Source organism: Acinetobacter lwoffii, from assembly GCF_029024105.1.
In the GTDB taxonomy this organism is placed as follows: Bacteria; Pseudomonadota; Gammaproteobacteria; order Pseudomonadales; family Moraxellaceae; genus Acinetobacter; species Acinetobacter lwoffii.
Map to the genome: position 1 here is coordinate 1,807,213 of NZ_CP118963.1, position 15,128 is coordinate 1,822,340.

13 protein-coding genes and 1 pseudogene are annotated in these 15,128 nt (G+C 43.8%); 5 read left to right on the plus strand and 9 right to left on the minus strand.

Annotated elements, in window-relative coordinates; all coding sequences use genetic code 11:
- Window positions 1-2: 2 nt before the first annotated feature.
- The 6 genes from ispC to rimO all read right to left on the minus strand — a co-directional run bounded on the left by ispC (window position 3) and on the right by rimO (window position 5,541).
- Window positions 3-1,199, minus strand: a complete 1,197-nt coding sequence (gene ispC / locus PYW33_RS08740) for a 1-deoxy-D-xylulose-5-phosphate reductoisomerase (RefSeq protein ID WP_004646717.1) — start codon at window positions 1,197-1,199, stop codon at window positions 3-5.
- The gene (locus PYW33_RS08745; RefSeq protein ID WP_004646715.1) at window positions 1,200-2,024 is read right to left on the minus strand and encodes a phosphatidate cytidylyltransferase; all 825 of its coding nucleotides are present in this window, start codon (window positions 2,022-2,024) and stop codon (window positions 1,200-1,202) included.
- Between the two features lie 3 nt (window positions 2,025-2,027).
- Window positions 2,028-2,780 (minus strand): polyprenyl diphosphate synthase, encoded by a 753-nt coding sequence (gene uppS / locus PYW33_RS08750; protein WP_004646714.1) that lies wholly within the window; start codon window positions 2,778-2,780, stop codon window positions 2,028-2,030.
- Between the two features lie 7 nt (window positions 2,781-2,787).
- Complete coding sequence (frr, locus tag PYW33_RS08755; RefSeq protein WP_004279885.1) at window positions 2,788-3,342, minus strand: ribosome recycling factor; 555 nt, start codon at window positions 3,340-3,342, stop codon at window positions 2,788-2,790.
- Window positions 3,343-3,422: 80 nt separating this feature from the next.
- Window positions 3,423-4,151 (minus strand): UMP kinase, encoded by a 729-nt coding sequence (gene pyrH, locus PYW33_RS08760; protein ID WP_004646713.1) that lies wholly within the window; start codon window positions 4,149-4,151, stop codon window positions 3,423-3,425.
- A 46-nt stretch (window positions 4,152-4,197) separates the two neighbouring features.
- Window positions 4,198-5,541, minus strand: coding sequence for a 30S ribosomal protein S12 methylthiotransferase RimO (rimO, locus tag PYW33_RS08765; RefSeq protein ID WP_004646712.1), 1,344 nt, complete (start codon window positions 5,539-5,541; stop codon window positions 4,198-4,200).
- Between the two features lie 341 nt (window positions 5,542-5,882).
- Here rimO and glnL point away from each other — a divergent pair, with 341 nt between their 5' ends.
- Together glnL and glnG are read left to right on the plus strand one after the other, a co-directional pair.
- Window positions 5,883-6,992: a nitrogen regulation protein NR(II) gene (gene glnL, locus PYW33_RS08770; protein WP_004646711.1), complete on the plus strand. Its 1,110-nt coding sequence runs from the start codon at window positions 5,883-5,885 to the stop codon at window positions 6,990-6,992.
- Window positions 6,979-8,454: a nitrogen regulation protein NR(I) gene (gene glnG, locus PYW33_RS08775; protein ID WP_004646710.1), complete on the plus strand. Its 1,476-nt coding sequence runs from the start codon at window positions 6,979-6,981 to the stop codon at window positions 8,452-8,454. Before glnL ends, glnG begins: the two co-directional genes overlap by 14 nt.
- A gap of 49 nt (window positions 8,455-8,503) precedes the next feature.
- Here glnG and PYW33_RS08780 read toward each other — a convergent pair whose 3' ends face one another.
- The 3 genes and pseudogenes from PYW33_RS08780 to mnmG form a co-directional block, all read right to left on the minus strand.
- Window positions 8,504-8,830 (minus strand): hypothetical protein, encoded by a 327-nt coding sequence (locus PYW33_RS08780; protein WP_004279890.1) that lies wholly within the window; start codon window positions 8,828-8,830, stop codon window positions 8,504-8,506.
- Window positions 8,831-8,963: 133 nt separating this feature from the next.
- Window positions 8,964-10,169: pseudogene (mhpT, locus tag PYW33_RS16895) on the minus strand (3-(3-hydroxy-phenyl)propionate transporter MhpT).
- A gap of 314 nt (window positions 10,170-10,483) precedes the next feature.
- Window positions 10,484-12,364, minus strand: coding sequence for a tRNA uridine-5-carboxymethylaminomethyl(34) synthesis enzyme MnmG (mnmG, locus tag PYW33_RS08795; RefSeq protein WP_004646707.1), 1,881 nt, complete (start codon window positions 12,362-12,364; stop codon window positions 10,484-10,486).
- Between the two features lie 254 nt (window positions 12,365-12,618).
- On the opposite strand from mnmG, the gene PYW33_RS08800 reads away from it, so the two are divergent.
- The 3 genes from PYW33_RS08800 (at window position 12,619) to PYW33_RS08810 (ending at window position 15,093) form a co-directional block, all read left to right on the plus strand.
- On the plus strand, window positions 12,619-13,086 hold the full coding sequence (locus PYW33_RS08800; RefSeq protein ID WP_004646706.1) for a hypothetical protein: 468 nt from the start codon (window positions 12,619-12,621) through the stop codon (window positions 13,084-13,086).
- Window positions 13,087-13,230: 144 nt separating this feature from the next.
- Window positions 13,231-14,118, plus strand: a complete 888-nt coding sequence (locus PYW33_RS08805; RefSeq protein ID WP_004646704.1) for a bile acid:sodium symporter family protein — start codon at window positions 13,231-13,233, stop codon at window positions 14,116-14,118.
- Between the two features lie 87 nt (window positions 14,119-14,205).
- A complete protein-coding gene (locus PYW33_RS08810) occupies window positions 14,206-15,093 on the plus strand; it encodes a bile acid:sodium symporter family protein (RefSeq protein WP_004646703.1) in 888 nt (295 codons plus the stop codon).
- Window positions 15,094-15,128: the final 35 nt, after the last annotated feature.

Sequence of the window (15,128 nt, forward strand, 5' to 3'; positions counted from 1 at the left end):
TCTTAACTTCCTTTACTCACAACGTATTGCTGTGATACACCTCGTGCCATTTGATCTGCTTGCAAGATAGCGTCCAGATCATGTGCAGGTTGATTGTCCATCTGATTTAGGACATGCTCAACTACCTGAGGAATTTGGGTAAATCTGATCTGTTGATTTAAAAATGCAGCAACTGCAATTTCATTGGCCGCATTTAAAATCGTAGGTGCAATTCCGCCACTCTGCATGGCCTGACGGGCCAGTTTTAATGCAGGGAAACGGAGCATATCCGGTTCTTGAAAATTAAGTTGTGAATGCATAAACAGATCCAGTGGCGCCACATGCGTACTAATACGCTCAGGCCATGCCAAAGCATGTGCAATAGGCGTGCCCATATCTGGATTACCCATTTGTGCCAAAGTCGAACCATCAACGTATTGAACCATGGAGTGAATAATACTCTGTGGATGCACAACAACTGTAACAAATTGTTCTTGAACTGCAAACAAATGGCAGGCTTCGATCAATTCTAAACCTTTATTCATCAAGGTAGCAGAATCGACTGAAATTTTTTGACCCATGGACCAGTTAGGATGCTTGCAAGCTTGGGCAGGTGTGACCTCTTCAAGTTGCTGCATGCTATGGTTCAGAAACGGCCCACCCGACGCGGTCAGCAGAATCTGGGATACACCCAGTTTGGGCTTGCCATGACGCTCTGCCTCAAAATAATGCTGTGGCAGACATTGGAAAATCGCGTTATGTTCAGAGTCAACGGGAAGCAGTAATGCCCCATGATCGCGCGCTGCCTGCATCATGATGTCACCCGACATCACCAAAGCTTCTTTATTGGCCAACAGTACGCGTTTACCCGCTTTCACAGCAGCCAATGTCGGCAATAATCCTGCAGCCCCAACGATTGCTGCCATCACAATATCAACATCAGCGTGTTCAGCCACAGCAATTAAACCGGCTTCATCTTGCAGAATTTCAATATTAGCCAAATGATGTTGCTGGAGTCGTTTTGAGAGTTCATCTACTTTTTCAGCCGGCACCACCGCCACTTTAGGACGGTATTGCCGGCAAATTTCAACCAGCTCCTCGATACGACTTTGCGCGGTCACAGCAAAAACCGAGTATGCTTCAGGATGTCGCTGCAAGATTTTTAAAGTACTTTGACCAATGGAACCTGTAGCACCCAGTATACAAACTGCTTGTGACATTTATAAATCTACACCAATAAGTTTTAAAACAGCCATACCTGCTGCAAAGATTGGAGCTGCAGCAAGCAAAGAATCAATACGATCCAGTACTCCGCCATGTCCTGGCAAAATTCGACCTGAATCCTTAATACCGGCACGACGTTTGATCATGGATTCAAACAGGTCACCCAGTACCGAACTAAATACTGTAACCACAGAGAGAATCAGGAATAAAATCAGTTCTGGCCAGGTCATATCCAGATAAAGTAAGGCAACTGCCGTTACAATCAGCATTGAAGTAACAATACCACCATACAGCCCTTCCACAGATTTATTAGGACTAACATTCGGCGCCAACTTTTTCTTGCCAAATTTACGACCCACAAAATACGCACCACTATCTGCGCCCCATACCAGTAAAAACAGGTACATCAGCCACCACGGTGAACTTTGCCAGACAGAGAAAATTGCAGTAACCGCAGCAGAGATCAGAACTACGCCGATTCCGTGCAGGCTGGCGTTGTACCAGCCATCATATTCAGGATAGGTTTTAACCCAGTAAATGCTGAGCAACCAAGTAATTATAGAAGCCACCCATAACAATAAGGCAACTTCGGCAAAATACAATGCCAAAGCTGAAAGTGCTGCAGTGAGCACTCCATATCCCCAAGCAACAGGTTTGATGACATATTTAAATTTTCGCGGCATGAGTTTGAACCACTCATAACCGGCCACCCCAGCAGCAAGAACCATCAATACAAACATTGGATAATGTGATTCAGTAGCAAACATACAGCTCAGTACAACTGCTACCAACACCAATGCGGTTATAATCCGCTCAAACATGTATTAATTCTCAAGTTTTTCCTGATGAATCTGTTCTGATGTTTTACCAAAACGACGTTCACGCCCGCCAAATACGGCAAGTGCATCATCAAGTTCTTCAACGGTAAATTCTGGCCATAGCGTCTCAGTGAAATACAGCTCTGCATAGGCTGCCTGCCACAACAGGAAATTCGACAGACGGAAGTCCCCACCCGTACGAATCAGCAGATCAACTGCAGGTAAATCACCAAGGCTGACATATTGACCAAATACATCAGTATTAATTGCATCAAGATCTAATTTATTTGTTAAAACATCGCTGGCAATTCGCTGTGCAGCTTGTGCCATATCCCACATACCACCATAACTGATTGCAATAGTGAGTGTCATACTATTGAAATTAGCAGTCCTTTCTTCGGCATGCAACATAAGCCCCTGTAATTCTGGGGACAAACGGCTGCGATCACCGATAAAGCGTAAGGCAATATTGAATTTTTCCATGCGGGGTAATTGTTCATGAATGGTGTCAACCAGCAATTTCATGAGCAATTCAACTTCAAACTGTGGACGATTCCAGTTTTCACTGGAAAAGGCAAATACAGTTAAAGCCTGGATATTTCTTTTTTTACAGTGTTCAACAATCGGATCCAGAACCGTTTTTCCTTCACGGTGTCCATCACCTTTCTGCATCTGATTTTTTTTGGCAAAACGATTGTTGCCATCCATGATGATGGCAACATGTTTCGGAAGACGGGGATTTTCTTCAGCAACGGTCATCGATGAATTAGACCTTCATCAATTCAGCTTCTTTCGCAGCCAAGCGCTTGTCAACTTCAGCAACAAATTTGTCAGTAATTTTCTGGATTTCGTCAGCAGCACGACGCTCTTCGTCTTCAGAAATTTCTTTTTCTTTCAACAAAGCCTTGATATCGCCCAATACATCACGACGGATGTTACGGATCGCTACTTTGGCATTTTCTGCTTCATTACGCGCAACTTTTTGCATGTCACGACGCGTTTCTTCAGTCAACGCCGCCATCGGTACACGAATCGCATCTGCTGTAATTGGGTTCAGACCCAAGTCAGATTCACGAATCGCTTTATCAATTGCAGAAACCATTGAACGTTCGAAAGGCTGGATTAACAAAGTACGTGAATCTTCAACACCTACGTTTGCCACCTGGTTCAATGGAACGTCTGAACCATAGTAAGAAACCATCACGTTATTTAAAATTGATGGATGCGCACGACCGGTACGAACTTTTGCAAAACCATGCTCTAGAGATTCTAGAGTTTTGTTCATACGGTCTTCGCTGTCTTTTTTAAGATCGTTAATCATATGATCTTCCTTACTTAATTCTTGAAAAGAGGTTATTACTAAATTAGCGTGTAGTATAAAGTGCTTTGGTGCTCACGTCATTAATTGGTAACGTGAGTCCCTTCTTTTTCACCCATCACAACGGAAAGCAATGCGCCAGATTTATTCATATCGAATACTTGTAGCGGCACGTTGTGATCACGACATAAACAGATTGCAGTTAAGTCCATTACACCCAGCTTTTCGTCCAGAACCTGGTCAAAAGTCAATGTGTCATATTTAACCGCATCATCATATTTGCTTGGATCTTTGTTATATACGCCATCAACTTTGGTCGCTTTCAAAATCAAGTCTGATTCGATTTCGATACCACGTAAACAAGCAGCAGTATCTGTCGTAAAGAACGGATTACCTGTACCTGCCACGAATACACACACTTCACCCTGAGTCAGGTAACGGATCGCATCACGGCTTGAGTAAGACTCAACTACAGCACCAATCGGCAATGCAGACATTAAACGGGTTTTAATATTACGGCGCACCAAAGCGTCGCGAAGTGCCAAACCGTTCATGACTGTTGCCAGCATACCCATCTGGTCGCCAGTTACACGGCCAACCAGACCATCTTTTTGTAGCTGGCTACCGCGATACAGGTTACCACCACCCACAACAATACCTACTTGTACGCCTAAACCCACGAGGTGCGCAATAGAAAGTGACATCTGATCGAGCACTTGTGCATCGATCCCCATGTCTTTATTGCCTGCCAGCGCCTCACCAGAAAGCTTTAACAGGATGCGACCAAAGCGTGGCTTTTTAGAATCCAACATCATCAAACTCCAAAGTATTCAATTTAAATTTTTTTAATTCAAAATCTTAAGCAGACTTGACTGAAATGAGTTTTGCATACAGATCGTATTCATCTGCATCAGTAATTTCGACTTCAAGTAAATCCCCCGCCTTGATGACGCTTTTATCGATATCTTCAACAAAAACATTACCATCAATTTCAGGTGCATCTGCATAAGAACGCGCAACCGCTACCGGGAATTCATCTTCCAGGTCATCTACCAGCACAGTCATGGTCTGACCGATACGTTTTTGGAGTTTGGCTGCCGAGATTTCTTGCTGAACCTGCATGAAACGCTCATAACGCTCTTGTTTAATTTCTTCAGGAACGTGATCTGGCAAATCATTTGCTGTCGCACCTTCAACTGGCGAATAGGTAAAACATCCCACACGATCCAGCTGGGCTTCTTTCAGCCAGTCCAGTAACATCTGGAAGTCTTCTTCAGTTTCACCCGGGAAGCCCACCACAAATGTTGAACGCAACACCAGATCAGGACATTTCTCGCGCCAGATTTTCAAACGCTCCAGTGTATTTTCACTGTGCGCAGGGCGTTTCATCAGTTTGAGAATTTTTGGACTCGCGTGCTGGAATGGAATATCCAGATAAGGCAGGATTTTACCTTGTGCCATCAGGTCAATCACAGCATCCACATGCGGATACGGGTAAACATAGTGCAAACGCACCCAGATTCCCAACTGACCTAATGCTTCACACATGTCATAGAATTTGGTTTTAACCGGCTGGCCATTCCAGAAATCCAGCTTGTATTTCGTGTCCAGGCCATAAGCAGAAGTATCCTGGGAGATGACGAGTACTTCTTTTACACCGGCACGTTTCAGCGCTGCAGCTTCATCAAGCACAGAACCGACTGGACGTGAAACCAGATCGCCACGCATGCTTGGAATAATACAGAAGGTACAACGATGGTTGCAGCCTTCAGATATTTTCAGATAAGCATAGTGTTTTGGCGTCAGGCGGATGCCTTGCTCTGGAACCAGATCAATAAATGGATTGTGTTTTGGCGGCTCAGGTACGTATTGATGAACCGCATCCATAACTTCTTTATATGCCGCTGCACCTGTCACTTTCAGGACATTGGGATGCATTTGGCGAATCTTGTCTTCGTCTTTACCTAGACAACCTGTTACGATCACGCGACCATTCGCGCTCATCGCCTCACCAATCGCATCTAGCGATTCTTGCACTGCGGATTCAATGAAACCACAGGTATTTACTACAACTAAATCAGCACCGTCATAATCCGAAGCGACGTCATAACCTTCAGTCTTTAACTGGGTTAAAATACGTTCAGAATCTACCAATGCCTTAGGACAACCTAAAGATACAAAACCGACTTTGGGGGACTTCATGAATTTTCGCTCTACTAGAATGCGCGTATTGTATGTCTTTTCGCATCATAAAAATAGTTGAAAACCTGACTCTTTGCATCATGCACTAAAATATTGCCATAAAATATTCAACATACCCACTCATGCACCAAAATGAATCATTTTAGATTTACAGCTTCAATTTAATCCGCTATATCTAAGATGAATTGTGTTGCTCTGTCACATTTCTGCATTTCATCGCAATAAATAATCTCTCGTCATAAAAGTTGGCGTGCATCTTGCATCAAATCAGAACTTAAAATTGATTAAATTGCTTTATGAAGATGCCATTGCGCCATTTTAATACAGGAACAAACCCGCGAATGGATCAAATTATTCCGATCGACTATCGTGCTTTAGTGGACAATATGACCACGTGTATCTTATTGATAGACCGCGATCTTAATATTTATTATCTGAATTCTGCCTGTGAAGCCTTATTTGATGTGAGCTTATTCCGCGCGAGCGGCACATCTGTGCTCAATATTTTGCAAAACCCGACAGATGAGTTCAATACCGAAGAAGCCCTGAATAATACTTTAACTACGGGACAACCTTATACACGCCGCGAAGCCACTATTCTGGTCAACTTTAAAGACATTCATGTCGACTACACTGTTTCTCAGCTAAATCTGGGTAAACCTTATCATCCGCTACTGCTCATCGAACTCAATCCTCGCGATCGCATGTTAAAAATTTCACGCGAAGAAAATCTGCTGCAACAGCATCAGGTAGCGCGTCAGCTGATTCGCGGTGTCGCGCATGAAATCAAAAATCCACTCGGTGGCATTCGTGGCGCGACTCAATTACTGGCACGTAGTTTGAATGATCCACAATACAAAGAATTTACCGACATTATCATTAGCGAAGTGGATCGACTGAGAAATCTGGCCGATACCATGCTCGGCTCACGCCAGCTTCCGAGCTATGAACTGGTCAATGTCCATGAACCCTTGGAACGTGTACGTTCACTGATTGCCAACCAGACCAAAAAGAAAATCAAGATTATCCGGGATTACGACTTGTCCTTACCGGAAGTTCTGGCAGACCGTGACCAATTGATTCAGGTCATTTTGAATATTTGCGCCAATGCCGTACAGGCCATGACCGAAAACAAGGAATTCTTTGTCGAACATCAACCGGAACTGATTTTAAGAACCCGGATCCAGCGTCTTTTTACTATTAACGGGGTGATTCACCGCTCTGTGGTACGGATTGATATTGAAGACAATGGCCCAGGTGTGCCGGAAGAGATTATCGAATCGGTGTTTTATCCGCTGGTCACCAGCCGTGCCAAAGGGACCGGACTGGGCCTCAGTATTGCTCAAAATATTATTCATCAGCACAACGGCATGATCGAGTGTCAGTCGGTAGCTGGAAAAACCGTCTTTAGCTTATATTTACCTTGGGAGTCAAATCATGTCGCGAAATAAAATATGGGTGATTGATGACGATCGCGCCATGCGCTGGGTACTGGAAAAGACGTTTAAAGAGGAAGGTCTGGACGTTACCAGTTTTGAAGAAGCACAATCTGCACTGGATCAACTGAGTCTGGAAGCACCCGATGTGATTTTGACCGATATCCGTATGCCAGGAATTGATGGTCTTACCTTCCTGGGCAAGGTTAAACACAATTATCCTGACTTGCCTGTGATTATTATGACGGCGCATTCAGACTTAGAGTCGGCTGTATCCAGTTATCAAACCGGTGCTTTTGAATATTTACCTAAGCCTTTTGATATTGATGAAGCACTGGCGCTGGTAAATCGTGCGATTTTACATATCACCAAGCTACAGCAACAAGAATCAGCAAAAGCCGCCCCACCAATTCAATCTACCGAGATTATTGGTGAATCGCCTGCCATGCAGGAAGTGTTTCGTGCCATTGGCCGTTTATCACAATCGCATATTACCGTGTTGATTAATGGTGAGTCTGGTACAGGTAAAGAACTGGTAGCTCATGCCCTGCATCGTCATTCACCACGCAGTTCAAAACCTTTTATTGCCCTCAATATGGCGGCGATTCCAAAAGACCTGATCGAAACTGAACTGTTCGGCCATGAGAAAGGTGCATTTACCGGTGCTAATACCCAGCGCCAAGGTCGTTTTGAACAGGCAAATGGCGGTACGCTGTTTTTAGATGAAATTGGCGATATGCCATTTGAGACCCAGACCCGTTTATTGCGTGTCCTAGCCGATGGAGAGTTCTACCGAGTTGGCGGTCATATTCCGGTTAAGGTCGATGTGCGTATCGTGGCAGCGACACATCAGGATCTGGAAAAACTGGTTCATGATGGTCGTTTCCGTGAAGACTTGTATCATCGACTGAATGTAATTCGTATTCATATTCCAAAACTGGCACATCGCAGTGAAGATATTCCGATGCTGGCGCAGCATTTTCTGGCGCGTGCCGGAAAGGAACTTGGGGTCAATCCAAAGATATTACGTCCTGAAACCCAAGAATATATGCAGAAATTGCCATGGCAAGGTAATGTGCGTCAACTTGAAAATACCTGTCGCTGGCTGACTGTCATGATCACAGGTCGTGAAGTCTATCCTGAAGACTTGCCACCTGAGCTGAAACAGATTCCAATTCATCAGCAGGATCCGGGTGCGCCAATTCCAACGCTGAACCAGATCGCACCGCATCACTGGGATGAATTGCTGGGTCAATGGGCGATGCAGAAACTCAAAAATGGTGAAATGAAACTTCTGGATGTTGCGACGCCAATGTTTGAACGCACCTTGATCAATGCAGCCTTGCAACAAACCCGTGGCCGTAAACGTCATGCCGCAGAACTTTTAGGTTGGGGTCGCAACACTTTAACGCGCAAGCTTAAAGAATTGGGCATGGATACTACGGATGATGAAATCGAAGAAGAAATAGAAAGTTAATCTTTCCATATAAAAAAGCGCCGATTGGCGCTTTTTTATTGATGATGATTTATGCAGTAAAACCCACATAGCGGAAATACCCATCTATGCCCAGATCAGACTTATATATCAGATAATTTGAATAAGTCGCTTGGGTGATTTCATCCAGCATATTCACCTGATCATCATTGGCATGCAGATCATCTACAGAACGCGGCATGCTGTGCTCGAATTCATCCGTCATATATTCAAAGCCAATATCCATGGCAATAAACAGGGTATGTTCACAAGGTTGCACATACTGCTCTTCTGCCCAATCAATCACGTTGTGCTGACAATGTGGACAGGCAATATTATCAGTGGCCTGAATCGAGAGTGGAATAAGTTGATAAGCCATATAAAAATCAATCTGTTTACTATCCGTATATTTTAGCAAATTTTATGGACTGACTTTATTCAATTAAAAACCTCGACGATAAAAAAAGGAATCTTCAGATTCCCTTTTTGTATTGACAGATATCAATGATCAATTACTTATGAGCAGCCTTATAACGTGATAGTGCGGTGACAGCTACTGCCGATACGACCACTGCTGGCAAACTTGCCACAAGAATGCCCGTCGTTCCCAAACCTAATGCCAGAATTTTTCCAGTTAATAATGGTCCAGTCATCGCCCCTAAATGTCCTAGAGAGATCGCACTACCCACACCGGTGACTTTACCTGCGCCTGAATAAAAAATTGGTGAGATCCCATACAGAATAGATTGGCCACCTGTAGAGAAAATACCCCCCATGACTCCCGCCAAAATTAATAACGGAATAGAAGTTGTGGTGAATAGCAATACCAAGGCAACAAACAAGCCACTATAAATGATAGTCGCCATTTGCCAGAGCTTTAAAAGGTCCAGTAAATAACCCAGGCTTAGGGTTCCAATGACAGCGCCCACCTGGAACACCAACATCACCAAAAATGCCTGCTGTTTCTGCAAACCTTGTTCCATAAGTAAATTTGGCAACCAGCTAATCAAAATATAATTGATCATCAAGGTAAAAAAGAAGCCAACCCAAAGAGGCACTGTATTTTTATACTGTCGCTGCTTGAACAACACCTCAGCCATTCCCGGCACAGCTTCGCCAGAAACCGGTACTTCCGCATTCACTTTAGGCTTATCTTTAAGAATAAATGCCATCAATGGAATCAGTGCTAAAGGCGTTAATCCCCCAATCAGGAACAAGGTTTGTCATTGAATCTCCGGAAGCAACATGGCCAGACCGGCAACAAAGATCGCCCCTACCGGCAAACCACAATACATCAGACTATTTAGCTTGCCACGGTTGGCTTCCGTTGCTTCATCACCGACGACTGAAATCATGGTTGGCATTGCCGCACCTAAACCCAAACCAGTAAAGAAACGCGCTGCATATAAAACTTCGATGCTTGGCGCAATTGCAGTCAACGACATGAACAGACCAAAAATAGTCACAGAAAGCATTAGGACTTTCTTTTGTCCTAGATAATCTGCAATACGTCCGCCAAAGAATGCGCCAAACAGCATTCCAAAGACACCCAGACTAAATACATAGCCCATTTGGATTTGATCTAAACCAAAGCTTGCTGCAATTCCTTTCGCCGCAATCCCGGGAACTTGAAGGTCAAAACCTTCAAAAAATGCGACCCAGAAACATAAGAATATCGTTAATATTTTTTGGGCTTTTTCGCTGTATGACTGTGCCATGACTGATCTCCATCAATAATTCACAAACCGTTTAATAGTCTGACGATCCGTTGCATTATTCTTAACCTAATCTTAATAGAGAAATAGCACGACAATAGTCGGGTTTAAGCACATCAGCATGTGTAAATATCATCTAAATTAGACCTAAAAGATTGTATTTATAGACTTAATACATCTTGATAATATTTATTATATATATTTATCAATAACTTAATTTAATAGTAGTTATTTTTAATTCAACGATAGTCAAAACTTATACAAAACTACAAGCCGATAAAAAGCCCGCTTAATGCGGGCTTTTTTAGCGCAAAATCTTAAGCAGATTTCTTTGCTTGTGCATTCTTACGAATTGTAATCATCACCAGTTGAACTGCTGCAGGGGTTACACCTGGAATACGACTGGCTTGCGCCAATGTTTCAGGACGAACATCTTTCAGTTTCAGGGTAATTTCACGGGACAGACCTGACACGATGTCATAATCGAAATCCGCAGGAATACGGGTTTCTTCAAGACGTTTCATTTGTGCGACGTCTTCATGCTGACGATTAATATAACCCGCATATTTCACTGCAATTTCAATTTGCTCACCGACAAATGGTGATACTTCAGAATTGGTTAACTCTGCAATTTGAGCAAATGAAATGTTTGGACGTTTCAACAAATCAATCGCCGAACATTCTTTAGACAGGTCTGCACCGGTCATCTCAACGAATTTCTTGCCCATTGGGTTATTTGGTGCGGCCCACAAGTGTTGCAAACGGCCTGTTTCTTTTTCCACTGCTTCCATTTTCTCACAGTACACTGCCCAACGCGCGTCATCCACCAGACCCATTTCACGACCAATGGCTGTTAAACGCTGATCTGCGTTATCTTCACGCAGCATCAAACGGTATTCGGCACGTGAGGTGAACATACGGTATGGTTCTTTGGTACCTAATGTGATCAGGTCATCGACCAGAACACCCATGTATGCTTCATCACGTTTTGGCGTCCATTGCTCCTGATCCCAAGCACGGCGTGCAGCGTTCAAGCCTGCAAGCAAACCCTGCGCACCCGCTTCTTCATAACCGGTTGTGCCGTTGATTTGACCGGCGAAATACAAGTTATTAATTGCTTTGGTTTCAAGGGTAAATTTCAACGCTTGTGGGTTGAAGTAATCGTATTCAATGGCATAGCCCGGACGAAGAATGTGCGCATTTTCCATACCACGGATCGAGCGAACCAGTTCAAACTGAACGTCGAACGGTAAAGAAGTCGAAATACCATTTGGATAAAGCTCATGTGTATCCAAGCCTTCAGGCTCCAAGAAGACTTGGTGAGAATCTTTATCGGCAAAACGGTGAATCTTATCTTCAATCGATGGGCAATAACGTGGTCCAACACCTTCGATCACACCCGTGTACATCGGTGAACGGTCTAAACCGCCACGAATGATTTCATGCGTGCGTTCATTGGTATGCGTGATATAGCAATTTACCTGCTCAGGATGCATAGACACATCCCCCATGAATGACATGGTCGGAGATGGGAAATCACCCGGCTGTGGTGTCATCACAGAGAAATCCACTGAACGCGCGTCAATACGTGGTGGTGTACCTGTTTTTAAACGACCCACTGGAAGTTGAAGTTCACGCAAACGATGTGCCAAGGAAATTGACGGCGGATCACCCGCACGACCACCGCTAGATTTCTCCAGACCAACGTGGATGACACCACCTAAGAATGTACCTGCTGTCAGCACCACAGTTTTCGCATCAAAACGGATACCCATTTGGGTAACCACACCTTTAACGGTATCGCCTTCAACAATCAGGTCATCTGCGGCTTGCTGAAAAATATCAAGGTTTGCTTGGTTTTCTAATGTTTCGCGAATAGCCGCTTTATAACGTACACGGTCCGCCTGCGCACGTGTTGCACGTACTGCAGCACCTTTACGCGAGTTCAAAATACGGAATTGAATACCGCCTTTATCGGCAGCCAGTGCCATCGCACCGCCCAAGGCATCAATTTCACGCACCAAATGCGATTTACCAATACCACCGATGGCCGGGTTACAGCTCATCTGCCCTAAAGTCTCAATGTTATGAGTTAAGAGTAAAGTCTGTCGACCCATACGCGCTGCAGCCAGAGCCGCTTCCGTACCGGCGTGACCGCCACCGATAACAATGACATCGTATACTTTAGGATAATGCATAGTGGTAATTGAGAGATAAAAAAGAATAGCTGAGCATTATAGCAAATTTCACTCTAAAGTAGACAAATTCAGTTGAATTTATCCTGAGATAAATCGCACTTAACTCGCATAACAATAAAGCGCTGTAATTTAACTTTGCAGAGGAACTATATAAATTAAACATATAAGCTGAGAAATTTACTCGATTTGCATTGTTTAATCTCGCGCATTTTTTAATCTATATGTTGGTTACATTACAAACAAAGGTATAAAAGATGAATAAGAATATTTTCCTCTCAACCGTTCTATGTGGTTTATGTTTTGCGCCGTTTGCTGCATCAGCGAATGATAAGGTCGAAACCATTTATAATACACAAAAGTACCAACAGGTTTGTAAAGGCAAATCCCAAGGTGCACAAGTCAGTTTTGCCCATCGCGGCATTATCTGGAATGGTACCTGTGAACCGCAGTTTTTCGCTTCATCCAAAAACGCTTCAATCAAAGGCGATGAAGCCGAACTCATGAGTACTTGTAGCGGCAACAGTGGTGCAACCACTGCCACCATTAATGGTGCCGAAGTCAAAGGTAAATGTGCATTAGGCTTTATGCCACCACGCCCTCAGGGACAATCTCAGATGCAAAGTCAGCCAATGCAGCCACCGATGCAAAGCCAACCAATGCAGCATCAGATGAACCAGCCAGCACAGCCTGACTCACCAATGCAAGGCCAGCCAGGTATGTAGCCGATATATATCTAAATAGTTTAGATTTCAAGTAAAAGTTTTGACGGGCAAAGTGACTGCATTTTGCCCGTTTTTTATTACTTATTTATTCATCTAGGCTAAACTCAAAATATATCTATAAATGTATAATAAAAAGGCAAATTCATGGATTCGGGGTTTTTTAGCGTTTTTTTGCCAATTACATTGGCAATCATGATGATGGGGCTGGGGCTAGAACTCACCATCAAAGATTTCCTGCGCTTAAGTCGCTATCCTAAAGTCATTTTTATTACTTTATTTGCGCAGTTAGTACTGTTACCCAGCATTGCTTTTTTTATTTGTCTGATTTTGGACTTGCCCGCTTTGCTTGCTGTAGGTCTGATGTTGCTAGCCGCCTCACCTGGCGGCCCAACCGCGAACCTGTTTAGCTACATATATAAAGGTGATGTGGCACTGAATATTACTCTAACCGCCATTAATACCATCATTTCTATTTTTACCCTACCCTTTATTATCAATCTATCCTTACACTACTTTATGAGTCATGACTCAAACGTGACTTTTCCAGCTGAAAAGATTGTGCAGGTGTTTTTAATTACCTTGATTCCCGTGATCATGGGTATGCTGCTTCGGGCCAAATTTCCAAACCTGTCAATTACTGTCAGCAGGCCCATGCGCTTACTCTCTATCGGTTTTCTAACCATCCTATTGATATTCGCCATTTTCAGAGAACGTTCGAATTTGGTCGAATACTTTGCCAATATTGGTGCAGTAACTGCGATTTTATGTTTTTCCAGCCTGTTTATTGGCTATTGCATTCCTTTACTCATGGGTATTCCAGAGAAAATGGCACGCGCCTGTACCTTTGAAATTGGCATTCATAACACTGCCATTGCGCTGACGATTGCGATATCGGTCTTAAATAATGTCACGATGGCTATTCCTGCAGGCATTTATACAATTTTCATGTACAGTTTCGCCACTATTTTCGGTGTGCTAATTAGCCGCCAGCAAGTGGTGTATAGCAACAAAGGGCGTTTATCAGATTTGTAATTTATTTGGCTGATTCTGCTATAAGGCTGTATGCTTTTCCAAAGAAAATCAGAAGTATTAAAACAATTTTCGACAAGGAGCATACAGATGGATTCTGGCCTTATAACGATATTACTGCCGCTGGCACTTGCAATCATCATGATGGGACTGGGCCTTGAACTGACGCCTCGGGACTTTAGCCGTGTCACTCGTCACCCCAAAGCCGTATTTATAGCATTGTTCTGCCAACTGGTTATTCTGGTTGGCATTGCCTTTTTACTCTGCAAGCTATTCGCTTTAACCCCATTACTCTCAGTCGGGTTGATGCTCCTGGCGGCTTCGCCCGGGGGTGCAACAGCCAACCTGTTTAGCTATCTGTTTAAAGGTGACTTAGCCCTCAATATCACTTTGACTGCTATCAACTCAGTCATCGCAGCGATTACCTTACCTTTAATTATTAATTTTTCGATCATGCATTTTATGCAGGATAGCCAGCAAGTTGGCCTGCAATTCGGCAAGATTCTGCAAGTCTTTGCGATCATCCTGATTCCGGTGGGAATTGGCATGTTGATTCGGCGCTATGCACCAGGCGTGACCGCAAAACTGAATCGGCCGCTGCGGATTTTTTCGATTGGCTTTTTGGTGCTGATTATTATTGCCACACTCATCAAAGAGCGCAGCAATATCGGTGAATACTTGACCCAGGTGGGTCTGGCGACTGCCTTGTTCTGCATCCTGAGCCTGAGTATTGGTTATCTGATTCCGCGACTACTGAATATTAATAGCGCTCAAGCCCGTGCCAGTGCATTTGAAATTGGCATTCATAACAGCACCCTCGCCATGACCATTGCCCTGACCGTGATTGGCAGTGCTGCTGTGGCGATGCCAGCCGCGGTTTATTCTATCTTTATGTATATCTTTGCTGCAATTTTTGGCAGTCTGTTGAACCGGCTTGCACCACTCCCGGCGCAAACACCTTTAACGAATCTGGATTAGATAAGCTCTGGAACTGTTCAAAGGATGCCTCAGGC